The sequence below is a fragment of the Chitinophagaceae bacterium genome, from assembly GCA_016717285.1.
Taxonomy (GTDB): Bacteria; Bacteroidota; Bacteroidia; order Chitinophagales; family UBA10324; genus JACCZZ01.
In genome coordinates this window covers 32,512-57,679 of the sequence record JADKFU010000005.1, presented here as the reverse complement: position 1 = coordinate 57,679, position 25,168 = coordinate 32,512, and the positions used below count along the sequence as shown (strand labels likewise).

The 25,168-nt window shown below is 42.2% G+C and carries 15 protein-coding genes and 2 pseudogenes; 7 read left to right on the top strand and 10 right to left on the bottom strand.

The annotated features are described in order from the left end of the window. Positions 1 to 94 precede the first annotated feature (94 nt). Positions 95 to 2,413: a T9SS type A sorting domain-containing protein gene (locus tag IPO83_10235; GenBank protein MBK9731643.1), complete on the bottom strand. Its 2,319-nt coding sequence runs from the start codon at positions 2,411 to 2,413 to the stop codon at positions 95 to 97. 435 nt (positions 2,414 to 2,848) lie between these two features. On the opposite strand from IPO83_10235, the gene IPO83_10230 reads away from it, so the two are divergent. Continuing rightward, positions 2,849 to 3,100, top strand: a complete 252-nt coding sequence (locus tag IPO83_10230) for a LysM peptidoglycan-binding domain-containing protein (GenBank protein MBK9731642.1) — start codon at positions 2,849 to 2,851, stop codon at positions 3,098 to 3,100. A 239-nt stretch (positions 3,101 to 3,339) separates the two neighbouring features. Here the strand turns inward: IPO83_10230 and IPO83_10225 are convergent, their stop codons facing one another. Continuing rightward, the gene (locus IPO83_10225; protein ID MBK9731641.1) at positions 3,340 to 4,758 is read right to left on the bottom strand and encodes a PQQ-dependent sugar dehydrogenase; all 1,419 of its coding nucleotides are present in this window, start codon (positions 4,756 to 4,758) and stop codon (positions 3,340 to 3,342) included. 708 nt (positions 4,759 to 5,466) lie between these two features. On the opposite strand from IPO83_10225, the gene IPO83_10220 reads away from it, so the two are divergent. The 4 genes and pseudogenes from IPO83_10220 (at position 5,467) to IPO83_10205 (ending at position 13,608) form a co-directional block, all read left to right on the top strand. After that, positions 5,467 to 8,745 (top strand): SusC/RagA family TonB-linked outer membrane protein, encoded by a 3,279-nt coding sequence (locus IPO83_10220; protein MBK9731640.1) that lies wholly within the window; start codon positions 5,467 to 5,469, stop codon positions 8,743 to 8,745. A 9-nt stretch (positions 8,746 to 8,754) separates the two neighbouring features. Then, entirely contained in the window at positions 8,755 to 10,419 is a 1,665-nt protein-coding gene (locus IPO83_10215) for a SusD/RagB family nutrient-binding outer membrane lipoprotein (protein ID MBK9731639.1), read from the top strand. A gap of 125 nt (positions 10,420 to 10,544) precedes the next feature. Next, positions 10,545 to 10,936: pseudogene (locus IPO83_10210) on the top strand (endonuclease domain-containing protein). A gap of 170 nt (positions 10,937 to 11,106) precedes the next feature. Continuing rightward, complete coding sequence (locus IPO83_10205) at positions 11,107 to 13,608, top strand: T9SS type A sorting domain-containing protein (protein MBK9731638.1); 2,502 nt, start codon at positions 11,107 to 11,109, stop codon at positions 13,606 to 13,608. Positions 13,609 to 13,937: 329 nt separating this feature from the next. Here IPO83_10205 and IPO83_10200 read toward each other — a convergent pair. The 4 genes and pseudogenes from IPO83_10200 to IPO83_10185 form a co-directional block, all read right to left on the bottom strand. Continuing rightward, positions 13,938 to 14,147 (bottom strand): annotated as a pseudogene (locus tag IPO83_10200) (aldo/keto reductase). A gap of 131 nt (positions 14,148 to 14,278) precedes the next feature. After that, positions 14,279 to 14,614, bottom strand: coding sequence for a DUF86 domain-containing protein (locus IPO83_10195; protein ID MBK9731637.1), 336 nt, complete (start codon positions 14,612 to 14,614; stop codon positions 14,279 to 14,281). Continuing rightward, positions 14,607 to 14,915 (bottom strand): nucleotidyltransferase domain-containing protein, encoded by a 309-nt coding sequence (locus IPO83_10190; protein MBK9731636.1) that lies wholly within the window; start codon positions 14,913 to 14,915, stop codon positions 14,607 to 14,609. The genes IPO83_10195 and IPO83_10190 overlap by 8 nt, the downstream gene beginning before the upstream one ends. Positions 14,916 to 15,076: 161 nt before the next feature. Then, positions 15,077 to 16,069, bottom strand: a complete 993-nt coding sequence (locus IPO83_10185) for an aldo/keto reductase (GenBank protein ID MBK9731635.1) — start codon at positions 16,067 to 16,069, stop codon at positions 15,077 to 15,079. A 483-nt stretch (positions 16,070 to 16,552) separates the two neighbouring features. Here IPO83_10185 and IPO83_10180 point away from each other — a divergent pair, with 483 nt between their 5' ends. Beyond that, positions 16,553 to 18,946, top strand: a complete 2,394-nt coding sequence (locus tag IPO83_10180; protein MBK9731634.1) for a T9SS type A sorting domain-containing protein — start codon at positions 16,553 to 16,555, stop codon at positions 18,944 to 18,946. 263 nt (positions 18,947 to 19,209) lie between these two features. Here IPO83_10180 and IPO83_10175 read toward each other — a convergent pair whose 3' ends face one another. Continuing rightward, the gene (locus IPO83_10175; protein ID MBK9731633.1) at positions 19,210 to 21,096 is read right to left on the bottom strand and encodes a T9SS type A sorting domain-containing protein; all 1,887 of its coding nucleotides are present in this window, start codon (positions 21,094 to 21,096) and stop codon (positions 19,210 to 19,212) included. Positions 21,097 to 21,253: 157 nt separating this feature from the next. Between IPO83_10175 and IPO83_10170 the strand changes: the two genes are divergently transcribed. Next, a complete protein-coding gene (locus IPO83_10170) occupies positions 21,254 to 22,126 on the top strand; it encodes an OmpA family protein (protein MBK9731632.1) in 873 nt (290 codons plus the stop codon). A gap of 706 nt (positions 22,127 to 22,832) precedes the next feature. Here the strand turns inward: IPO83_10170 and IPO83_10165 are convergent. Genes IPO83_10165 through IPO83_10155 form a run of 3 tightly spaced genes read right to left on the bottom strand, consistent with a single transcriptional unit; the run spans position 22,833 to position 25,161 of the window. Next, positions 22,833 to 24,005 carry a hypothetical protein gene (locus IPO83_10165; GenBank protein MBK9731631.1) on the bottom strand — a complete coding sequence of 391 codons (1,173 nt, stop codon included), beginning with the start codon at positions 24,003 to 24,005 and terminating at the stop codon, positions 22,833 to 22,835. Then, on the bottom strand, positions 24,002 to 24,688 hold the full coding sequence (locus tag IPO83_10160; protein MBK9731630.1) for a lycopene cyclase domain-containing protein: 687 nt from the start codon (positions 24,686 to 24,688) through the stop codon (positions 24,002 to 24,004). The genes IPO83_10165 and IPO83_10160 overlap by 4 nt, the downstream gene beginning before the upstream one ends. Next, positions 24,685 to 25,161 (bottom strand): sterol desaturase family protein, encoded by a 477-nt coding sequence (locus tag IPO83_10155; GenBank protein MBK9731629.1) that lies wholly within the window; start codon positions 25,159 to 25,161, stop codon positions 24,685 to 24,687. The genes IPO83_10160 and IPO83_10155 overlap by 4 nt, the downstream gene beginning before the upstream one ends. Positions 25,162 to 25,168 lie beyond the last annotated feature (7 nt).

Here is a 25,168-nt window from a genome sequence, read left to right as displayed (position 1 = left end):
GAAGCAAGTGTTTCACCTTTCAGTTGAACAACAGTAAAAAATATGCCCTACAGCCTTGATCCTAGTTGCAGGACATTGTATTAACAGATCAGACTTACTGCTTCAGTAATTTTTTCGAAGCTGCATGACCTGCGTCATCAGTCATTCGTACAAAATAAATTCCCGGTGTCCATTCACTTACATCCAACGAAAGCGTTGTTCCGCTGATCACACTTTCCACTGTTAGTTTTCCCGTTACATCAAAAACCTGCAGTGTGATATTTCCTTCAAATCCATTATAGGAAATGGTCGTACTGCCGGTTGAAGGATTAGGTGATAAGAACAGATCTGCAATAGATGCGTTGTTGGTTATGGTCATATCCGTTGCAGTTTTAGCAGGAAGAATATTCACCGTATAATCTTCCACTTCTCCGAGGTTGAATATTTCACAGGGTGACGGTGCGGCTCCGTGTTTCATGGATACACGCATGCGTGTAGGTCCGGTAACTGCTGTGGCCGGCACGCTGAATGTATGTGATTCCCAGCCGATCTGCGTCGATTTATAGGCAACCTCTTGTTCACCTGCATCAGTAAAATCACCATCCTGGTTATAGTCAATCCACACACGCCAATATTCTGTAGATCCATAAGGGTTCATGTCCGCGCTCAGGGTGATATCATAACTTCCACCTTGCAACAGGTCCACACTCAGGTAAGTATAATCGGCATAGCCGCCATCACTGTCCGGTGTGCTATTGAGAAGTGATCCAAGGTAAACAAGGTCGATCCATTCTTTGCTTGCATCCAATCCTTTGGAAGCACAATAGCCCGTGCCAAGTGTAGTAAATTGTGCCGCCGGCGAAAAACCGGTAGGACCACTGTTGCAAACGGCTTCGACTTTGTAATTATAAGTAGTTCCTTCGGTTAGTGAGGTAAGGGTAAAGCTTGTGGTGTTGGTTGAAATTTGAGTCCACACCAGTGAGGTGGAAGTCTTGTATTGTATGTGGTAGAGATAAGCATTGGCAACAGGAGACCAACTGATGGTAGCAGACTGATTCGCAATGGCTGATACATTGATATTCACAGGCACATTGCAGGGATCAGTTCCGGTATTATCGAGAAGATGGACGAGTAAAGTATTTACACTTCCTACCACGTAGATGCTTCCATTTTTAGCGATTGCAATTCCCACTCCTTCATTGTATTCATTAATGGTATCGAGCGCATACACCCATTCCTCAGTTCCCGCTGTGCTGTATTTAACTGTCACCATTTGTCGCTTGCCGAGATTGGAACCACCCGGAAATGGACCACCGATTCCTGCCACGAAAATATCACCGTCTTTATCAACGGCCATCATACCCGGTATCTCATCATTGTTAGAATGTTTATCATACCGCTTCGACCATACAAGTGCACCATTGGCTTTTATTTTAAAAGTGATCCAGTCCACGTAAAGGCTTCCCGGAGGATTTTGATTGCCATAAGCCATTATTGCTATGGAATTATCAGTGCTGCTGTATTCCATTCTTGAAGCAAGATCACTTCCACCGAAATCATAGTTTTTTTGCCATAACAGCGAACCCGTAGGATTGAATTTATAGACACGCACATCACCGCTGAAGTTGGGAGATACCCATGTCAGAAAATAAATATTACCTGCTTTATCAAATGCTGCATCTTTCCCGCCAATACCCTCCTGAATATTATTCCACAAGCTGGTGCCGGTTGTATCCAGTACCCAATGCGTTGAATTAGCACTCGAGTAGGCAGTAACACCTGCAACGGCAATCCTGTCGGCTTTGAGGCGGATGTTGTTTACAAAATGAAAAGAGGTGGATGAAGTAAATGTTTTTGCACTAACCCACAGAAGGGTTCCTGCGGGAGACACCTTTACTACCGTGAAACCGGAAGGATAACCTGTAACGCCACCAGAAGTTCCGATGTAAACATTACCTGATGAATCCATCTGGCTGGTAATCTTCGTCCAATACATGCTGAGCGGACTGTTTTGAAAGTAGCTGTAATCCCCATCTATATTTTTCTTGTAAACAAGGTTTCCATTAGGATCATATTTTAGAACGATCAGTGAGTTCGCATGCTTTCCTTCGCTGGGTGAAGTATAGCGAAAACCCACTACTACCGGATTTCCTTGAGGATCAATATGTATCCAGGAAGGGTATTCATAATTAAAAGGAATGGTAGTGGTAGAACTCACCTGCCACAAAAAATTGCCAAATTTATCGCGCTTGGTAAAGTAAATGCCGCTGCTGTGCGTGGTGGTATAGACATTATCTTTTTTGTCGCGGGCAACTGCAGTGCCCGAATTGGAAAGAATGTTATCAGTACTGCGGATCCAGTCAACTGAAACGCCGGCAAAAGAGATGGTAGTTATAAGTAACAAGACTAAAGAGAAAAGAGTATTTTTTTTCATGGTTAATATTTTTATTTAATGTTTCAAGTTAATTATATCATGTGGGGAACGGATTCAAAGACTAAACCGCAATCTTAAGGTGAAAATATGTTGCCACTGCCATTCGAACCATTCAATATCCTTAAACAAGGAAAAGGAGTAGCTGAACCTGTTGAATCTTATGTTAAGGACCCTTGACGACTATCTTATCATCATCAATATATTGGCCTTATGCTTGTCGAAAGAATATCATCCGGCAGCGACGAACCGAAAATAAAATACACATGAAAGTACCGCAGCTGTATAATCAGAGAACGTTTCATCGCTTCCAGACGGAAAACAGAATGACTGATTACCCAAACAATGAAGATTTAGGTACTCAGCATGGGAAATTATTTCCCCCTTTTTCTAAAAATATCATAGTTAAATCATTTTAATTCATAAAAAAATAATGTGATGGGACAAATGGATTATTACAAAAAAGAGCATGAAAAATCTTTCGGATCAAAGACCAATAAGGAAGTAATTCCTGTAATAAGAGTTCCTGAAACACGGCGCGAGTATATCATTGGTCCCGGTGACACACTTTCCGGAATCGCAATGAAATTTTATGGAAAGGAAGACTGGAAAAAAATATATGAAGCAAATAAAAACAAAATCAATACGCCAGATTTGATTAATCCCGGGGTCAGGATCATCATTCCCTGAATTATATTTTTTAGCATGAAAATGATCATCAATGCTGAGATTACGCTTGAATCCTGATGGAAGAGTGCACAGTTAATATTCAACCGATAAGTCAGTGATATCTCTTCAAGAATAAGAGTCATCGTTTGTTACTATTCCTATCATAAAATCCTTCGAAGCAATAAAAAACTAAGAGCACCTGTAAAAAAACGAGGTCACCTTTTCAGATGACCTCGTTAATATATTTTTTTATGATTTGATTATTCCACTATAAATTTCTTCATCAATAATTTTTCACTATCAGTATGGATAACCATCATATAAGAACCTGTTGAAAGTGTGGAAGTTGAAAATGTCCATGTATTGATTCCCTTATTGGCTAAGCGGGTTTCTTCCAGCATCTTCTGGCCCATCACATTAATTATTTCAATAGTGCAGTTACTGCTGTTAAGTGCATTCCAATTAACGGTAAACTGACCACTGGTTGGATTGGGGTAAAGTGAAAGCGCATCCTGGCTGGAGGCAACTCCGGTTTTCATTGGAGAAACATCTATCACATGAAATATTTCACCTCCTTCAATGTCGGCTGAATATAATTCTCCATGAATATCTTCGCCAAAAGTAACATACTCAAAAGCACCTTCCTGCAGCACATCTGCGCTGAGCCATTCATTATTTTCCTGATAAAGAACACGGAACATGCCACTGCAATAATCGTTATAAACATATTTTCCATAGAGGTTGGGGAATTGAGAACCACGATATACAAAACCACCAATAACAGTGCAGTCGCCATTCTGATGCTTGTAATTATATATGGGAGCTGTAAGCACATCACTCTGATCGCAGTTGGCAGGTTCAAATTTATGTTTTCCTTCTTTGCAGTCCCAACCATAATTTTCACCACCATTACTAGCTGCCGGCTGATAATTAACTTCCTCCCATTTATCCTGTCCTACATCAGCAATCCAAAGATCGTTCGTCAAACGATCGAAGCTCCATCGAAACGGATTGCGCAATCCCAACGCCCAGATTTCCGGCGCATATCCTGCAACGTTCACAAAAGGATTAGAAGGGGGAATTTTATAAGCAGTTTCAGAATTAACATCAATCCGCAACATTTTACCCAGCAATTCAGCGGGATTTTGTGCATTCTCAAATGGATCACCGGCATCTCCTCCATCACCTAACCCGATATACAAATATCCGTCTGCGCCAAACCGAAGACAACCTCCATTATGATTTGCAAAAGGTTGTTTCACTTTCAGTATTATCTTTTGACTTAACGGATCCGCCTTGTTAGGATCATTTGGCATTACCTGAAACCGCGCAATCCTGGTATTTCCTTCCAGTGTGATGTAGTTGACATAGAAATACCCGTTTGTTGCGTAATCAGGATGAAATGCAAGTCCGAGTAAACCCTGCTCTGCGCCATCATACTTAACCCTTGAAGTAAGGTCAATAAATGGTTCGGCGGATTTATTTCCATTCTCATCTACTATCCAGATTTTTCCGGGTTGCTCGACAATAAATAAACGGCTGTCGCCGCAATTTTGGATGTCAAGCGGATGGTTAAAACCTTCCGCAAAATCTTCCAGCTCTAATTCCGGTATTACGGTTTGTGCAGCGCAAAAACTTACTGTCAGCGCCAGAGCGAACAATGTAAAATAGCTTTTCATGAGTCCTTTTTTTTAGTGATTAAATTATGGTTTACAATAAATGAATGCAGAAGATCGTGCACGATTCCTGAGTACAAGATCAGTTAACAATAAATGTTCCGCACCATAATCATATATTATTGTTATTGCATTTGAATAGTTGTCATTTCCCTTATAACAAACTTCATTATTGAGTTATCCTTGCATTTTGCCTCGCATTTTTAGTCAGCACATTTTTTTCATTTACCTGAAAAATAGTTTTCAGGAAGAAAAACAACCTTCAGTATTGTGTAAGTTGTTCCCCTGATACCACTTTAATTCCTCATTTGCCATGAGCTATTGAATTTTCAGATGGCCATGAAACATTTAATTATATTGCTATTCGTCATAATTGGCATTCATTATATATATTAAATTACAGTTTAATAAAACCTGATTTACCCGATTTTAATTTTGAGCGATATTCCTTTGGTCAGCATTTTTTAACAAGTTCTATTGAACAATCGGATTTTCAATCCAATAATAATCTCCCTCTATCTTTCAGGATAAAATGTTTTACAATGGTTGATCCTTCTCAACCGACCTCTGTCTTTTTTCAAAAAGCACCTGAAAATCTTATCTTAAATAATCGCAGATGCAAAGAATTTAAATACCTTGAGAAGCTGTAATGCAACAAGGCAAATAATCACTCATCATTGCAGAAAGATTAAACATTCATTTAAAGATTTCATGTTGATCCGGAAACATATACTCCTCTTAAGTGTATTGCTGTTCCTTATTACCAATTCCGCTTTCGGACAGGAAAAAGTAATTACAGGTACTGTGTCTTCTTTGGAAAACGGCGAACCGGTTGCTTTTGTAACCATTGTTGTGAAAGGAACCAACAATGGAGCAAGCACTGATCTGGATGGAAAATATTCTATTCAACAGTTGTCAGCGGCTGATACACTTATTTTCAGTTTTGTCGGTTATGCGACGCAAAAAATTCTTGTTGGAGAACAGAAGGTCATCGATGTTAAGTTAAAGGCTACTTCCCAACAGCTCGATGAAGTGGTGGTTACCGCTTTAGCAGTCAACCGTCAGAAACGCGAGCTCGGCTATTCAACAGATAAAGTGGATGGAGCAGAAATCCAGCAATCCAATTCACCCAATGTGCTGAATGCACTCACCGGCAAAGTATCCGGTGTGCAGATCACCAACCCTGATGGTGTTGACGGAGGCACCACACGCATCACCATTCGTGGCAACAACAGCATTGACGGAAACAATCAACCATTAATTGTTGTGGATGGAATACCGATCAGCAACGATCCCGGATTGACTGACATCGGCAGAGGCCGCGACTGGGGTTCTGCCATCAACAATATCAATATGGAAGATGTGGAAGACATCACGATTCTGAAAGGTGGCGCAGCGTCTGCATTATATGGTTCAAGAGGCGCGAATGGTGTGGTGCTCATCACCACAAAAAGAGGAACACAACAAAGAGGGTTGGGTGTCACTTATAATTTTGCTTACAAAATAACGCATCCTTATCGCTACCGCGATGTGCAAAATACTTATGGAGGTGGCGCTCCTTCGGGTTTATATACACCACCTGATTTCAACTATGCACCTGATGGCACGCCGATGCTTCCGTCATTATCTACGGATGCTGATTTTGGTTACCCTGGTTCCGCGGTATCGTGGGGCCCTGCCTATAATGACCAGATGATTTTATGGTGGGATAGCATCATGCGGCCATGGTCACCACAACCTGATAATCTGAAGATACCTTTCAAAAATGGTTACAGTGCCACCCATAACATTGCAGTGGAAGGTGGTGGCGAAGCGGGCACGTTAAGAGTCTCGCTGACAAGAACAGATAACACGCCGATTGTTCAAAACAGCAACTATAATCAGACTACGCTCAGCACTAATTCACTGTTGAAAGTTTCTGACAGAATCAGTCTCGGTTTTACAGCCGCATTTACTAACTACCATCGGCTCAACAGTCCCATGCTTGGTGAAGATCCAAGCGCTTTTACGAAAGGTCTTTTGTACTCCTGGCCGCGCAGCTATCAGGGCGAAGATCTTTCGCATTATGCACTGGCTGATGGAACACAAGATCCGTTGGAAGGTTATCCTTACCTGTATATCGATCAGCATTTGTGGTGGAATTATTACAACAACAACACAACACTCGACCGTACCAAACTAACCGGCGGACTCACGCTTAATTATAACATCACTTCCTGGCTCAATTTCACCGGTCGCACCGGAATAGATTATACCTACGATGAGTATGAGCAGAAAAATAAACCTACTGATCTGATCGGCTTGATGAATGGATATTATTCGGTAACCCAACAGCGCGATCGCAGTTATAATTATGAATTTTTGTTTACTGCTACCGCGAATAAAATTTTTAATTCGGATGTGAACGTGCGGTTCAATGCAGGAGGTTCGAGCTGGGACCGTGACATGTACAATCAAACTGCACATTCCGGAACATGGTATTTTCCAAACTGGTATAGCTTATCGAATTATACAGCAGCGGTGTATGGTCAGGATGCAGCAGGAAATATTATCGTGATCAATAAAGGCGATGATCCTGCAACACTGATTCCCCAATCAACTTTCTACCGGAAAAGAATAAATTCCTTGTATGCATTTTTAAATCTCTCTTATAAGAATTACCTGTTTGTTGAACTCACCGGTCGCAATGACTGGACCTCTACCCTACCGGAAAATGCCAACTCCTATTTTTATCCGGGCATCTCCGCCAGCTTCATTGCATCGGATGCTTTTCATTTCAAAAGCGACAAGCTCAGCTTCTTAAAGATAAGAATGGGTGCATCGCAAACAGCAACCGATACCGATCCTTACCTCACGGAATTTTATTATACCACCGGACTTTTTGGTGGTGATCAATATTCTACTTTTCCCAATACCATTCCTCCCGTTGCCTTAAAACCACAACGGGTGAATTCCTTTGAAGTCGGAACCGGTCTTGGCTTCTTCAACGACCGCCTCACCTTTGATTTCACCTGGTACTATAAGTATTGCTTCGATCAGATCATTTCACTTCCGTTGCCTGCTTCTTCCGGTGCTCCTTTGGTTTCTATCAATGAAGGTGTACTGAGCAACCGTGGAATTGAAATCACCTTGAATGCAACAGTGGTGCAGCAAACATTTTTTGCTGTTAAAACAGGATTGACATTTTCAAGAAACAGGAATACAGTTGTCAGCTTGGGTGATTATGCCGATACGTATATTCTTGCAGATATCTGGGGAGAAAACGGTCCGCAGATGGCATTGCATGCAGGAGATGATTTCGGAACCATCTTAGGATGGGATTATGTCTACAAAGATGGACAACCTGTTGTGAGTGATGATGGAAAGAAATATGAAATTACAGATACCCGCGTCCCGATAGGAAATGCATCACCGGATTTTCTTGCAGGATGGACCACAGAGTTCCGGTATAAAAATTTCACGCTGCGTACATTGATTGATACGAAGTGGGGCGGCGATATTTATTGCGGTTCCTACGTGATTGGTTTGCAGACAGGTCAAAGCCCTGAAACACTTACGGAACGTGATGGCGATGGATTGCCTTTTACAGATGCGGAAGGAAATGAAAGTAATACAGGCATTATTCTTCCCGGCGTGCATGAAGATGGAACGCCGAATGAAACGATCGTTCATTATTACTATAAATATCTACCGAATGCAGGCGGATGGGGTCATTTTCTTTCGTCGCCCGGCATTGTAGAAGATACGTGGGTGAAGTTTCGTGAAGTAACTTTATCCTATTCACTTCCCTCCAGCATAGTGAACAAGCAAAAGATTTTCCAGGAGCTGTCTCTTTCCATCACCGGCAGGGATTTGTTTTACATCTACACTACGGTTCCAGATAACATCAATCCTGAAGGACTGATGGGAGCAGGTGATGCGCAGGGATTTGAATGGGCATCACTTCCGGGTACGCGATCTTTTTCTTTTGCCATCAATGCGAGATTTTAAATGAAAGAAATGAAGCAATTATTTTTCAATACTGACAAGCTGCAATTTCCCATTTACTCAGGCAGAATGCGTTTGCTTTGTATAGCATGCTTCTTTGTCTTTTCAACAACTTCCTGCAGAAAGGATTTTGAAGAGATCAATAAAAACCCAAACGGATTTACTACTGCCAGTGATGGTTCACTTTTTAATTCCGCGATCAGTTCATTGCAATCAGGATGGAATGAACAGCTCTATGTAAATATTTCTGTGGTGTATAAGGAAACACAATTGGTGGCCTTGCCGCAAGTTCGATGGAACAATTATACACTGGGCACAGAAGAAATCTGGACGAACTATTATACGATACTTCCGAACCTTCGTGAGTTGGAAAAAAGATTTCAATCGCTTGATACCAGTGTCGCAGAAGTAAAGAATATGATGGCGATGGAAAAAATTATCCTCGCCTACAAGACTTTCAAGGTGACTGATTTGTTTGGCGACATTCCATTTTCGGAAGCAGGCTATGGATTCCAGGATGTAAACCAGTTGCATCCGAAGTTTGATGCGCAGGAATCCATCTACAAAACTTTGTTGAATGAATTGCAATGGGCTTCCCAACATTTAGATCCTGCAGCAACCACAGCAGAACCTTTTCTCACTTTCAAAAATTTCGACAATTTATTTTTTGGAGATGTATTGAAGTGGCAAAAGTTCGCGAATTCATTGCGACTGCGCTATGCCATGCGCATGGTAAACAAGGAACCTATTCTTGCAGGTGACATCATTAAAGAGATCTTCGAAAATCAGCAACCTGTGTTTGGTGCCAATGAATTTGGTCAGTTGAACAATGATCCCAACGAATGCGCTGCCTTGTATCCTTACCAGTTGGGTTACCGGAATGAAAGCAAAGGATGGTCGTTCAACCAGTCAAAAGATGTAAGAATGGGAACCAACATCTGGCACTTGCTTTCGAAACACGACAGCACTGATGGCAGCGGCATTTTCGATCCGAGAGCTTATTACTTTTTCGAAACCAATAATAACGGTGATTGGGTTGCTTTCCCTAACGATCCTCCAACTGCCATTCCTGATGGTGGCATTCCTTATGAATACCATCGCGATCTCAATTATACTATTAAAGGAGCTGACTGTTTGTATTCACCTGTAAACTATTACATCGCACGAGATATGGATTACCAGCCTGACATTTTAATAACAGGAGCAGAAGTACTTTTCATCAGAGCGGAGGCTTACCTTTTAGGAATCGGTGTTGCAAAAGATGTGGGTACTGCAACCTCTGCATTTCTGGATGGCATTCAGTTTTCGATCAGCTTTTGGGAGCATGTAATGAACAACTCGAAGCTGCCGCCAGGTGCGCCATTTTCAAACAACATCACAGTGCCCTCCAACTTAAATTTCTTTTCAGTGCAAAATAACCTCGGCTTTTTTACCGGCGGTGAAGACGAACAACTGAAAGAAATATATGAACAATGCTGGATCGATATGTTCAGGCAACCGCAGGAAGCATTTGCATTGGCAAGACGAACAGTGTTAACTCCTCATGAAGGAAATCCGAGCGAAGTGTATCGTTTTCCGATTCCACCTTCGGAGGTTTCTTATAATGAAATGAATTGGATGAGTGCGATTGGATCGTTGGGGGATAATTTGAATGAGAAGGTGTGGTGGATGAAATAACGCTCCCCTGATTCGTCTGCGACGAATCTTCCCCTTTCTGCGAAAAGCAGAGAGGGGGTGCCTCACGCAGTGAGGTGGGGAGAGTCCAAAAACTTATATCAGTATCTAAAAACTATATCAATCATATGAAACATCAAACCCTACCTATTCATTTTGTCTTTTCCCGCGAACTTAGAAGGAATCAAACTCCAGCAGAAAAGCTCTTATGGGATAGCTTCGTAACAGAAAATTAAATGGATTTAAATTTCTTCGTCAACATCCCATTATTGTATCGAAGGTGGACCGTAGAACAAAGTTCTACATAGCGGATTTTTTTTGTGCACAAAAGAAAATTGTTGTGGAGCTTGATGGAGGAATTCATGCCCTGCAGGTTGAATACGATAAGGAAAGAGATCTTATAATGAAGGAACTGGGATTGATGGTTTTGCGATTTACAAATGACGAAGTATTAAAGAATGTTTATGAGGTGTTAGCAAAAATAAAGCAGCAACTTCATATACCTAATGAAGTGATTTAACTCTCCCCGTCCCACTTCGTGAGACATCCCACTCTGCGAAAAGCAGAGAGGGGACGGTTCGTCGCAGACGAATCAGGGGAGAGTACACCTCACACAAAAAGCTAACTATTTTGCCATATTTTCATACTACATTTACTTCTAAATCTTTTACTGAAAATAATTATTCTCCCATGAAAAAAAGTTACCTAAAGTTTCTTACTTCCCTAATCCTTTGCACGCAATTAACCTTTAATCTCCACGCCCAATCCAACCAATACCTCGACTTCGACGGCGTAGATGATTACGTAAGTGTCGAAAACGGTTCTGCAGCCATTGCCGGCGGAACAGGCATTACCATGACCGGTTGGTTTTATGACAACGCTCTCGGCTATGGACAAGGCATGATGGGCTTTCGAGCAACCTCCTGTGGCTTTTATATGATTCAGTTGAACAATGGCTCCATAGAATGTCGTTTTATAAATTCCGCGAATACACTCTATGAAGTGGTGGCACCTAATTTTACGACTGTACCACAAGTGTGGCAGCATTTTGCATGGGTGTATAACGGTTCTTCTTTAAGTCTGTACGTGAATGGTAGCTTATCAGGAACTGCTCCGGCATCAGGCAGCATTACAAATACCGTTACACCTTTCGCTATTGGTAAAAGCATCCTGAGTGGTTTCAATTTTCTCTACAATGGAAGGATAGATGAAGTTTCTGTGTGGAACAAAGCGTTGTCGCAGACAGAGATACAGGACATGATGGACAACGAGCTTACAGGCACAGAACCCAATTTGAAGATGTACTACAAATTTAACCAGGGCGTGCCCGGAGCAGACAATACCGGCATCAGTGCATTGCTTACAGAAGTAAATACGCCAACCTATGATGGTGATCTCTTAAATTTCGCACTCAACGGAGCCACCTCCAATTTTAACGGAACGCTCAATGCATCTTTTCAATCCATCTCTTTTCCACCTGTTCCCACCAAGCTTACTTCTGATCCGCCTTTTAATCTCACTGCAAGTTCCACTTCAGGATTGGCCGTGAGTTACACTGTTCTTTCCGGACCTGCAACAGTGAATGGAAACACGGTAACACTCAACGGCACTCCCGGAGCCGTAACGATTCAGGCAGATCAAGCCGGTAATGGTACATTCGATCCTGCCGCCCCCGTATCAGGTACCTTCAATGTCGTAGATCCCGCTGCGAATGTTGCGGTAATTGTTCCACTTGATCCGTTGAATGCAACAGATGTTTATATGCCGGAGCTTGGGACGATGCAGTTAGCTGCAATGGTTACGATTCCTGATACACCTTTGTTTGCTGTGCAGAGCGTGGAGTTTATCATCAACGGTCAATCACTTCCTGCCACTGCTCATGCCAATAATCATTACACTGCCTGGTGGACGCCACCTGCTTATGGCGCTTACACCATTCAGATTTCTTCTACCAGTAATTTCGGTGCGGTGGTTACACAGAACGTAGATATCAATGTAGTGCAGAGTGTTTCCGATATCAACAACGTAGTTGCATTCAACGGACTGTGGTTGGATTCAGGAACACCATCATTGATCGCCAGCGGAAATCTTCCTTCTTATGTCGGCGCTTTCGATACCATTATTGCCACCTTGAGCGTGACGTGCCCGACGGGTGGATGCGATCCATGGGACAGAGTGGCAAGCGTAGATGTGATGAGCAAAGAAGGAGAATGGTTTGAAGTGATCCGGTACATCACCCCTTATGGAGTGCCTTGTTCTCACAATATCGACTTGGCGGATTACATGTCGATGCTGCAGGGCAAGGTTACCTTCCGGGCGAATTGTCTTACACTCACCAATGGTTATGTGTACGAGTTGAAGTTCAATTTCAAACAGGGCGCTCCTGCTCATAAATACAGCAAGGTGCAACAGGTATGGAAAACCATTTATCCCTTCGGCGATTACGCGAACCTGCAACCAGTGCCTGCTTATAATTTCAGTTATCCCGAGCTGGCTGTAGCATCCAGGTTGAAGCTGGTGAGCACCGGCCACGGATGGGGAACGCTGAATACTTCCAATGCAGCAGAGTTCTACAATGCCACGCATGACATACAGGTGAATGGTGTGAATGCATTTTCGCAGCACAACTGGACCACGTGCAATCCTAATCCTGATGGTTGTTCTCCGCAAAACGGCACCTGGACTTACAACCGTGCGGGCTGGTGTCCGGGCTCTATTGCAAAGCCGTTTGATTATGATATGACCCCTTATATTTCAACCGCCGGCATGAGTCTCGATTATAAATTTTTGTCCACGTATGTAGATCAGTGTCATCCTGACAATCCAAATTGCGTGACAGGCACTACATGCTCTGATTGCAATGATGGTTTTAATCCAACACTCGATGTCAACTGCAATCTCATTACCTGGTTTGATAATCCGGATGCTATAACAGCGATTAATGATATTGCACCTTTTACATTCGTTATTTATCCGAATCCATCCAGCGGCACCTTCATCCTCAACGGAGATATGGCCGCGCATAAAAATTATACCGTCACAATATTTGATGTGATGGGACATGCCATCAAATCCTTCAAGTGGAACGGACAAAAAACCACGATGGATCTTTCGAATTATTCGAAAGGAGTTTACTTAGTAGAAGTACGCGATCAGATGGAGAAGGTGTTTAAGAAAGTGGTGGTGGAGTAGAAATAAAGTGTTGAAAGACTGCTTGCGGTTTGAAACATACACGGCTAAAAAATATTATGAAAGTAAATTCAGTGAACAGTTTGAGTTGATTGTTATTTCAAATAGCGATTTCAGTTCATCGGCAGAAACACTATCAAGAACAAACCAAGTGAATTTAATTAGAAGAAAGCAACTTGAAAAAATGCTTTCCGAAAATGAAGTAACGATTCAAGATGTTTACTAACATGAAAGTCAGAGGATGCGAAAAATATAGCCAATGAATAGTTTTCATATTCCATTCACGTTCATGATATAAATTCCCCAGTAATTGCAGTTACATCCATACCAGCTCAATCAATCGAACTCATATTACCATACCTGTCGCCGGTCTTGGTGGTGATAGGAATGATGCTTTCCAAACGGTCCAGGTCAGACTTCGACAAGGAATATGCTGTAGCAGCAATGTTTTGTTCCAGGTAACTGATTCTTTTAGTTCCCGGAATGGGAAAAGCGCCTTTTGCAATAGTCCAGGCTAATGCCAGTTGCGTAGTCGTCACTCCGTTGGTCGGGATTTTATAATCCCGTCCTTTTGAGCAATTGGATTTTCAATCCAATAAAAAACCCCTTCACCAGCTCAAGTTCAAGCAAAGTCCAGGTGCAAGCAAAAACTTTTTCAGCTTTGCACAAGCTATCAGGATTTTATCAATTTATCTACTTCATCTTTTAAACCCGGCAGATGTCGCACGATGATCAGCCAGATATTATCATCCTGCACAGAATCATATTCGTGAGCGATAATGTTTCGGAGGGCAATAATTTTTCTCATATCGGAAATAGCAATTGCGGGATTAAGTTTGCGTAGATCTCCAATTGCTTCACCTATAATCAGTAACTCACGCTCTACGGCCCGCTTAACAGTATAAGCAGCTTTGAAGTCATTAAATGATTTTATACCCTGAATATGAACTGCAATCCCTTCAACAGCATTGAATACATCCGTGAGTAGTTTTTTTTCATCATCACTCATACAATGCAGTCTTTGTACTGTTCAGTTTCTTAATAAAGTATGGATTTCGCAGAGAACCCTCTGTAAGCAAATCAATTTCTCTTCCAAGATAATCTTCAAGACGGAACAACAGATCAAAATATAATTCACCTTTCTCCAGCGGATCAAGTTTTTCAGGAAAGGAAATCACAAAGTCCACATCACTCTGATCTGTAAAATCATCTGTGCATACAGAACCAAAAGCATACGCTCGATCTACCTTATGCTCTCTGAAAATCCGAATTACTTCCGGTAACTTTTGCTTAAGAAATGAATTCATCATTGATAAAAATTTACACCTGCTATTGTCAACTTCCAACTTCACTACAAAGCAAATAAAAAAAGCACAAAACGTTGATGCTTTTTCATTTCAACTGTTATAATTATAATTTCAACGTTCGCATGCGAATGCAACACTACAACTCGCAATTGCTGATTATCTTATCAATCAATCGAACTCATATTACCATATCTGTCTCCTGTCTTTACAGTAATTGGAATAATGCTTTCCAACCGGTCTAAATCTGCTTGTGATAATACATGTGCTGTCGCTGCAATATTTTGTTCCAGGTAACTGATTCTTTTTGTTCCCGGAATGGGTAAAGCGCCTTTTGCAATCGTCCAGGCTAATGCCAGTTGCGTAGTCGTCATTCCTTTTTCAATTGCCACTTTTTGAACTTCATTCAACAGTTCAATATTTTTTTGAAATTGCTCGCCCTGGAATTTAGGCACCGTTCGTTTGAAATCATTTTCGGGGAAATCCTCAGGTGTTTGAAATTTGCCGGATAAAAATCCACGGCCTAACGGAGAATAAGCCACTAAGGTAATTCCCAATTCCTCCAGGGTATCCATAATGCCTCTTTCTTCCACACTTCGCTCAAAGAGAGAATATTCTGTTTGCACTGCTGATAAGGGATGCACGGCATGTGCCTTCCGAATGGTTTCCGATGATACTTCGGAAAGTCCGATGTATTTTACTTTGCCCTCTTTCACTAATTCAGCCATAGCCGCAACGGTTTCTTCCACCGGTGTATTTTTATCCAGGCGATGCAGATAATACAAATCAATATGATCCGTGTTCAAATGTTTGAGGGAGCGTTCTGCTGCCTTTTTTACATACTCCCTTTTGCCATTTACTATCCAGAGTGGTTTACCATCGTCATCAATTTCGCTTCCGAACTTGGTGGCAATAATGTATTGATCCCGGTTCCCTTTGGTGGCTTTTGCAATGAGTTGTTCATTTAAGAAAGGACCATACAATTCAGCAGTATCCAAAAAGTTTCCGCCCAGTTCCAAAGAACGGTGAATGGTAGCGATCGCTTCTTTTTCATCGGATTTTCCATAAAGGTCTGCTCCTGCAAAGGGCGTCATGCCCATGCAACCCAAACCGATTTGCGGACCTGTCAGTCCCTGTGTTCCTATTTTTAATTGTTTCATGGTGTACTATTTTTTGATGGTGATGCAAAGCAATAACTATTTCGCTTAATAATATTGTAGATACATCATGGCTCCTCAAAGGGGCGCTTTTCTCCTGTACCTTACTGTCGCTCCGATTGAACATTTTGGTCAACGTCAGCTTGACTAAAGTTTTGCTGACTCCATTTTTTTGCGCCCTTCGGCTGCGCTCAGGGAGCAAAAAAATTCACCCCGGAGCGAAGCCAAAAATCCGGTCGCTGAGCGGAGCCGAAGCTGTCCCTGAGCGGAGCCGAAGCTGTCGCTGAGCGGAGCCGAAGCGTGAAGATTTTTGTGATGAGAATATTATGATACCATTAAATTTATGTAGCGAACCAAACACTTTCACTAAGAGAACAGAAAGGCAGTACGACTCATTCTCCTAACAGCATTATTTATTTCGGGATTTTATTACTTTAGCTGAGCTTACTTTTCTCACCTTTCAACCACCATTCAAAAACCACAACTATGATCAGAAACCTTACGCGCAAAGTGTTGTTGGCAAATTTTGCAACGATACTTTTTTCAGCCGCACCGCTGCTGACCTTTTCACAATCGGCGACTGCTCAAAAGACTGCCATCTCCTTAGTGTCTGATGACGGCAATACTACCGTTATCAGTTTTAACCCCGGAGCCATGGTACAGCAAACAGTCAACACACCGGCAGGCAATGCCGTGGTGATAAAAGTAGATGCCGGAACGCCGATGCTGCAGAAGGATTTTCCGGATCTTCCGAAACTCACTACCAGCATTATTATTCCTGATGATAAAAATATGCAGGTGACAGTTTCTTCCAGCAGCTATACTGATTTTGAAAATGTGAAGGTAGCTCCCTCCAAAGGATCACTGAAAAGAGATGTGCAGCCTTCCGATGTTCCTTACGTATATGGCAGCGTATACCAGGAAGATGCTTTCTTCCCGCAACACCTCGCTGAAATGAGGGATCCTTACATCCTCCGTGATTTCAGGGGACAAACCGTGATCGTGTATCCGTTTCAGTATAATCCTGTTACCAAAACATTGCGCATCTATTCTGAGATCACGGTAACTGTTTCACCTAAAGCTGAAGGCACAGCGATTAATATTTTAAATAAGAATTACAACGACGACAAGATTGCAACCGAGTTCGATCGCGTGTATACGAATCATTTCCTCAATTACCAAAAGGATACCCGTTACACACAACTTGAAGAAGAAGGAAACATGCTCATCATCAGCTATGGCAGCTTTATGGATGAGATGCAGCCGTTTGTTGACTGGAAAAGACAAAGAGGAATGCCTACCGAAATGGTGGATGTTGCAACCATTGGAAACACCAAAACTGCTATTAAAAGCTATGTGGCAAATTATTATAACACGAATGGTCTTACATTTCTGCTGCTGGTAGGAGATGATCCACAGGTAAAAACAAGCAGCACCAATGCGGGTGATTCCGATAATGACTACGGATTTATCTCGGGCAATGATCATTACCAGGAAATTTTTGTGGGACGTTTTTCGGCCCAGACCGATGCCGAGGTGACTACCCAGGTGAACAGAATTCTTGCCTATGAAAAAACACCTATTGATGATAATTATTTTGCAAAAGGTATTTGTCTCGCATCCAATGAAGGTCTCAACATTGGTGATGATGGTGAAGCTGATTACCAGCATGAAGACCTCATCCGCACACAGTTGCTCGATTATACTTACACCGATGTTGCTGAATTATTTGATGGCACACATGGCAATGTAGATGCAGCAGGCAATCCTTCCGACAATAATCTCAGAGACCTGGTGAATGCAGGAGCTGGCATTATTCAATATACAGGTCATGGCAGCACTACAAGCCTGGGTACTACAGGCTTTAACAACGCTGATGTAGGCACGCTCACCAATACAACCAAATGGCCTTTCGCCTGGATCGTTGGATGCTCTGTAGGCGCTTTCAGAACAAGTACCTGCTTTGCTGAATCATGGGCACGCGCTACCAGCAATGGTCAGCCAACAGGTGCTTTGTCGTCTTTTATGTCCACCATTTTACAGTCATGGGCCGAACCCATGGAAGCACAGGATGAGATCAACCTGATCCTGACTGAAAGCTATGCAAACAAGATCAACAGAACCTTCGGTGGATTATCCATCAACGGATGTTTCAGCATGAATGATAAATATGGCAACAGTGGAAATCAAATGACTGACACGTGGATCATTTTTGGTGATCCTTCTGTTGTGGTTCGCACAGCGCAGCCTACTTCTTTTTCGGTATCTCACGATCCAAGCATTTTTCCCGGAGCAAGCACCTTTTCCGTAGCATGCGACATGGAAGATGCATTAGTTGCGCTTACAGTGAATGGAACCATATTGGCCACTGCAAAAGTTTCCGGTGGCATTGCATCGCTTTCATTCAATCCCCTTGTAAATGAAGATCCACTTACGCTGACTGTAACCGGTTATAATAAAACACCTTACCTGGCGACTATTGCGGTAAAGGCTCAGTCCTCCGGTCATGTAGTAGGAGGTTACCAATTAATGAATGATGCTGTGCTCTCTTCTTTATCCGGAACGATAACTTACGGCACTACGCTTCCCAACCTTACACGAATGGAAAATAACTTACCAGGAAACGCCATTTCGGTTTACCCTAACCCGTTTGACAAGCTGGCTTCCATTTATTACAACCTCCCGTCAGATGCTGCTGTAACAGTTACCATTTACAATCAAACCGGTCAGGAAATAAAGAGGTTAATCGACAATGAAAAACTGGCTGAAGGTTCCTACCAATTTACGTTTGATGGAACTTCCCTACCTCCCGGTTCTTATTTCTGCCAGGTGGTGATTGATGGAAAGCCACAGGTTACAAAGCTGCTTATTGCGAGGTAATCAGTAAAGAATTTTAATTTTCAAATATGGAAGAGCTACTGCAAAAAAACAGGAGCTCTTCCTGTTTTAAAAGGTTCAATTACCCGCGCGTTGATATTAGTAATTTCAGGTAACATCTCACTCAGTGAGCAAAAAAATTTGGTTGATGAGGAGTCGAAGCGTGAGGATTTTTGAAAATACAGCCTCTATTTTTTTACGCCCTTCGGCCGCGCTCAGGGAGCAAAAAAAACAAACTCACGTCCATTTGTAGCATACTATGGCTTTCATTGCTTCACAAATAGTTTTTGTGTTCCATTCACCTTCATGATATAAATTCCTGCCGGGAATGCAGTTACATCAATTGACGCTTGTAACTGATGATTGTTAATGGTTACCATGCCATTCATCCACAAACGCCCGGTGATATCAGTAATTTCAACCAAAACCTCTTTTTCATTTTCCATCACACCGGTGAGTGTAACCTGTTCTTGAGCAGGATTGGGATAAATAGTCCAACTGATTTTATCATTTATAACATTATTGATTCCAATTGTATTCAATAATCCATATACCAGAAATTTTCCTGAAAAGGTGGGAACGTACACTTTACCATTTGCAATGGTCGGACAAACAAATTTTGCAAATCCACCGATAGAATCATTGGCGAGGTTGAGCTGTGAATTCCATAATTCATGTGAAAGGTCAGTGGCATCATAAGCACGTAAAATACCTGGCCGGGTTTGCTGATTGGCATCACCACTCAGTGGAAGGGTGGCCCATAAAATTCCGGAGCCCGCAGCATTTCCATTGGAGGAGATCGAAAGCATTCCCCCGGGTTGTCCATTGCTTGCGCTCACTGCACTCTGCATGGCCTCGGGCTGATCGAGTTGCTGCGTATTGTAATTGATACGATAAGCGCGCAGGTGCTGATTGGAAGGCCAGATATAAATGTAATCATCTGCTTCACTGTGCCAATACACCGCGCCACCATGCAACTGATTGTTGGTGCCCATGGAGAATTCCTGGATCACATGATCGGCAGCAACATCCACGCCGCCCATCGTGTCGCGGTTAACAATATACACCTTACCTTCCTTGCCACCACTGATGGCCCAGTTGGTGCCGGGCACCAGCAAAAGTCCCTGCGAGCCCAGATCAATGTCGTACGTTTCGAGTACATCAAAATTCATGGGTGTAAAAAAGCTGAGTACTTCCAGTGTGTTACCGGTCGGATGTAATTTCAAAAAACTCTCACCACGATTTGTAATGTCTGCAGGATTTCCGTTTTCACCCACCGAACCATTACCGGTTGACAGATACAGGTTGCCGTCATCATCGGCACTGATACCTTGTCCGCTCATCCAGATGCCCGCGTTGTAACCGGTAGGTGAATCCATCCAGACACATTTCTGTTGTAGTGTGCCGGCATCATAACCGATCACCCAACCATGATAAGGACCCCAATCGCAATGAGAGGCCCATGCGATGTAGACAATTCCATTCACGAGCGTAATCGCTGGCCTTTGATTTTGTTTTTGTGAATCGAAAGCAATCGTATCGTTCACACTGCCATCACCTGTGCCCGGATATTTTGCTTTGATCAGTACAGGACTGAATGATTGCTCATTGCCATTGGTGATATTCAATGCATGCAGCCATTGTTCATAGCCGCCGCTATTCTTTTTATCTCTGCTTACAAAATACATCGTTTTGGAAACCGTATCAATCACCGGTGTTCCCACAATACCCATATTGCCGGAGAAATCCTTGTAGTTTCCTCCGCAGGCGCCTGTCATGTCGGTGTTTTTTACGACTGCAGTTCCTGCAGAGGTGAAATTCTGTTGCCAATAAGGTGTTGCTAAAGACGCATCATCCGCATCAAAAGCATAGACGCTGTTATTCACGGTAGTAACATATACCACATTCTTTTTTCCAATGCCTGGGAGATCTAAATTACTCACCACCAATGGTTGTGTATAAATCTGATCATCTACGAAACGCGTGAAGAGTTTTCCGAAATTATTCTGATACACATTCGCGACAGTGAGCTGTGTTTCGTTGAGATTGGCACCTGTGCGTGCAAGATCATTGTGTTGTGTAAGCACCGAAACCTGTGCAGCAGCAAACAATGAAATTACGGAACCGATAAAGAGTAGTATTGACCTGAGCATAGAAATAATTTCATTAAAGGTAGTGTGAAGTGGACAATAGATTTTAAATAAATAATGGAATAACTTTGATGATAACATAAGTTTTCCCGGACTCGTTTCGGAATAGCGCTCAAAAATTTTGTAACTTCCATTTTTTAAAACCTTAAAAAAATAAATGATGATAACTAAACTTCCTTTGATCATTTGCACTACGATTGTACTGCTGTGTGGCTGTGTAAGCACCAAAAAGTATCAGTCGCTGGAATCTGATAACAAAACTTTGCAAGCGAAGAATGACGCGATTTCACTGGACAATATCAATTGTCAGAACAGTCTCTCTTCCGCCAACGCACGGGTTACCGGACTGCAGGATCAGTTAACCGCAGAGCGCAGTAATCTGCAGGCTTTACAATCGGCATTGGACAAGTGCCTTACTTCGAGCGGCCAGGGCAATGTGAATATTTCCAAACTGGTGGATGAGATCAATGCTTCGAATAAGTACATCCAGGCATTGGTTGCTTCTAAGAATAAGAGTGACTCTCTGAATATGTTATTGACTAATAATCTTACAAGATCATTAAGCAAGGAAGAAATGCAAGACGTGGATGTGCAGGTATTAAAAGGAGTGGTGTACATCTCTCTTTCCGATAACATGCTTTACAAATCAGGGAGCTTTGAAATAGCTGATAAAGCATCGGCCACCTTAACGAAGATTGCAAAAATCATAAAAGACTATGGTGATTATGATGTATTGATTGAAGGCAATACGGACAATGTGCCCATTTCACAAACCAATATCCGCAATAACTGGGATCTGAGTGTGCTCCGTGGATCTTCTGTAGTGCAGGCATTACAGAATAACTATGGTGTAGATCCGAAACGTCTTACTGCTGCAGGTCGCGGAGAATATAATCCGATCGCAAGCAATGATACGGATGCAGGAAAAAATCTGAACAGACGTACGCAGGTTATTATCACACCTAAGCTGGATCAGTTTATGGAGTTGATCAATAAAGCACCGGAGACGGATTCAACTGGTGTGAAGAAGTAGGATTTAAAAAAATCCGGTCGCTGAGCGGAGCCGAAAAATCCGGTCGCTGAGCGGAGTCGAAGCGTGAGGATTTTTAAAATGATCATTTATTTTTTTCAGCTCTTCTGATATTTTTTGCGCCCTTCGGCTGCGCTCAGGGAGCAAAAAATCCGGGCGTTGGGCGAAGAAAACCCCAGCCCGCTATTTTTCTTTTTGCGCCCTTGGCTGCGCTCAGGGGCAAAAATTCCGGCCGTTGGCGAAACTGAAATATCCGGTCGCTTAGCGGAGCCGACGCGTGAGGATTTTTAAAATGATCATTTATTTTTTTTCAGCTCTTCTGATATTTTTTGCGCCCTTCGGCTACGCTCAGGGAGCAAAAAATCCGGGCGTTGGCGAAGCTGAAAAATCCGGTCGCTGCGCGGAGCCGAAGCGTTAGGATTTTTAAAATGATCATTTATTTTTTTCAGCTCTTCTGATATTTTTTGCGCCCTTCGGCTGCGCTCAGGGAGCAAAAAATCCGGGCGTTGGCGAAGCTGAAAAATCCGGTCGCTGAGCGGAGCCGAAGCGTTAGGATTTTTAAAATGATCATTTATTTTTTTCAGCTCTTCTGATATTTTTTGCGCCCTTCGGCTGCGCTCAGGGAGCAAAAAATCCGGGCTTTGGCGAAGCTGAAAAATCCGGTCGCTGAGCGGAGCCGAAGCGTGAGGATTTTTAAAAATGCTTCCTCCTATTTAATTACCTCCTTAAGAATTTCTTTACGATAGTCAGGCGAATATCTGTCCATCAACGTTGAAAAACCGGTGTTTGTCTTTTTTATAAGTGCTTCTCTGATGATTGCACTCAACTCAACAGCAGAAGTTATTTGCGTAATCACTTTTCCTAAATTAAGCGCTTCGAGTCTTTGCATATTGTATTCCTGTTCGAAATGACTCGTGATTGCCAGCACAGGAATGTTGTGAGACAAGGCCTGGTAAAGAGTTCCATTTCCACCATGACATATCATCAAATCTATAATGGGTAATAAAAACGTGGTGTTCAAAAAAGGTTTTGCAATGACGTGCCTGCCGTGAAGAATTGAATCATGATCACCTGCTGTAATGATATTGAATTCATGAAAGCGTGCATCATTTAACAAACGAAGTTGCGCCCAGTCGCCTGTGCTGCCAAGTGCAACAAGAATAACAGGTTTATCTTTTTGCAATCTCTCCACGACAGCTGTTTCACTATGGTCAGATGAATAGTAGAGTGGCCCAATCACATGGTATTGCCCGGGCAGTTTTTGCTGGGGAAATAATTCCGGTACATCACAAATCAAAGTCTGATCACCTTCGAGTTCATCCAAATAATTCATTTCCTTTTTCAGTCCATAATTTTTCCGAAGTTTCTTAAAAGGCCGGTGCACTTTTTTAAATGCCAGCTGTTCTGCAAAACGGGTAACTGAATCAGCTACGTGTACAGGAAGCCGGCCTAAATATTTTTGTGCAGGATGTGATTGCGGTAATCTCCTGGTAGCCGCATAGTACTTTGTCATGTAACCATTAACAATGGAGATATAAGTCACCTTACATTTTTCTGCTGCCATCTTCAGTGTAAAGGAAGCATCACCCACTACGAAATCAGGATTGTACTTTTCAATTGCAATTACCTGACTTTTAAATACACGCTCCATATCCTGATGATTTAACCACGAGAAATCAAATTTTTTTGAGCAGGCCATAACATAGTCAGCCTCAAATGTCTCGCATTCAAATACCGGATAATCATTCAGCCATTCTTTATACCGTGCAGAGTGAAGAAAGATAATTTCACAACGATCCTTAAGCTCATTCGCCAGTTGCAGACAACGCAGGTAATGAGAAAGCAGATCAAAAGGAAAAAAAAGCAAGCGGGGCTTCTTCATTTTTTTTCTTGTTGCCGCTTCAAAAGATACTCCATACCGGCAATATTCAATAACAACAGCAACATGCCATAAAAGATATCTTCAACAGGAATCGTGGCTATTCTTGGTCCGAGTATTTCCATTTCATTGTACCATACCACTTCTCCATCGATCCATAAACCGGTGAGTATTCCATTTACAAGCAGAAAAGGGAGCAGCAGAAACAGGTAGGAAAAATAAAACCGCGAGAGAAAATCTGCACGACGTAAAAAAAATATTGTGGCTGCAAGAAGCATGAAAGTAAAAAAAGTATACATCTTGTCTGTATTGAAAAGAGCAACTATCGTGAGGGAAACTATAAGTATTGCTGAGATAGTATTTTTCAGCGGCAGCAAAACATCTTTGTGAATAAGTATCTTAAAACAATGGTAAGTAAACACACTGGCATAGGGAATACAGATGAAAAAAAGCAATTCTTCCAGCGGTAGTCCGATTAAATTGATGCCGCTGGTATAAACAGGATTAAATCCCCAGGCACCAAACTTTGTGAAGAATATATCCCACGTGATAAAAAAAATGGCTGTCAAAAACATAGCAGGAAAAAAAGCCGGCCATGCTTTATAAAATTGAAGTTTGGGATGAAAAGTAAATAGCAGGGGAATGGAAATGGTGGCAATGTTGATGAGAAGATAAGTGTCTTTCATTGCTGCCTTTTTGATTTCAGGGCTTCCCTGAAATATTTAACAGGTGCCCAAAGCATGCCGAAGCATTCACCATCCTCTTTGTTCAGATGCTTGTGATGTACTTTATGCGCTTTACGTATAGCGGCGAAATAAGTGTTCACAGCGGTGAAATGCACAGTGATTCTCCGGTGAATAAATACATCATGCACCAAAAAATAGGCAAGTCCGTAAGCAGTAATTCCCAGTCCCATCCATAAGGAAGGTGGTGCACCACCCTGCGTCACACCATTATAAATAAGCAATATTCCGGGAACAGCAAAGAATACAAAGAACAGGTCATTTTTCTCCAGGAAGGAATCACTTTCCTTTTGATGGTGGTCCTTGTGAAAATGCCATAATATACCATGCATAATATACTTATGTGTAAGCCATGCAACGGCTTCCATTGCTGCAAAAGAAAGGAGAAAATAACCGGTAGCTGCTAATGCACTCATATCGGAT

Excerpts from the sequence above, each read along its gene's own strand:
- IPO83_10220 (MBK9731640.1), top strand. The coding sequence starts at position 5,467 with ATGTTGATCCGGAAACATATACTCCTCTTAAGTGTATTGCTGTTCCTT.
- IPO83_10155 (MBK9731629.1), bottom strand. The coding sequence starts at position 25,161 with ATGAGTGCATTAGCAGCTACCGGTTATTTTCTCCTTTCTTTTGCAGCA.
- IPO83_10235 (MBK9731643.1), bottom strand. The coding sequence starts at position 2,413 with ATGAAAAAAAATACTCTTTTCTCTTTAGTCTTGTTACTTATAACTACC.
- IPO83_10185 (MBK9731635.1), bottom strand. The coding sequence starts at position 16,069 with ATGAAACAATTAAAAATAGGAACACAGGGACTGACAGGTCCGCAAATC.
- IPO83_10195 (MBK9731637.1), bottom strand. The coding sequence starts at position 14,614 with ATGAGTGATGATGAAAAAAAACTACTCACGGATGTATTCAATGCTGTT.
- IPO83_10225 (MBK9731641.1), bottom strand. The coding sequence starts at position 4,758 with ATGAAAAGCTATTTTACATTGTTCGCTCTGGCGCTGACAGTAAGTTTT.
- IPO83_10165 (MBK9731631.1), bottom strand. The coding sequence starts at position 24,005 with ATGAAGAAGCCCCGCTTGCTTTTTTTTCCTTTTGATCTGCTTTCTCAT.
- IPO83_10160 (MBK9731630.1), bottom strand. The coding sequence starts at position 24,688 with ATGAAAGACACTTATCTTCTCATCAACATTGCCACCATTTCCATTCCC.
- IPO83_10180 (MBK9731634.1), top strand. The coding sequence starts at position 16,553 with ATGATCAGAAACCTTACGCGCAAAGTGTTGTTGGCAAATTTTGCAACG.
- IPO83_10215 (MBK9731639.1), top strand. The coding sequence starts at position 8,755 with ATGAAGCAATTATTTTTCAATACTGACAAGCTGCAATTTCCCATTTAC.
- IPO83_10170 (MBK9731632.1), top strand. The coding sequence starts at position 21,254 with ATGATAACTAAACTTCCTTTGATCATTTGCACTACGATTGTACTGCTG.
- IPO83_10205 (MBK9731638.1), top strand. The coding sequence starts at position 11,107 with ATGAAAAAAAGTTACCTAAAGTTTCTTACTTCCCTAATCCTTTGCACG.
- IPO83_10190 (MBK9731636.1), bottom strand. The coding sequence starts at position 14,915 with ATGATGAATTCATTTCTTAAGCAAAAGTTACCGGAAGTAATTCGGATT.
- IPO83_10175 (MBK9731633.1), bottom strand. The coding sequence starts at position 21,096 with ATGCTCAGGTCAATACTACTCTTTATCGGTTCCGTAATTTCATTGTTT.
- IPO83_10230 (MBK9731642.1), top strand. The coding sequence starts at position 2,849 with ATGGGACAAATGGATTATTACAAAAAAGAGCATGAAAAATCTTTCGGA.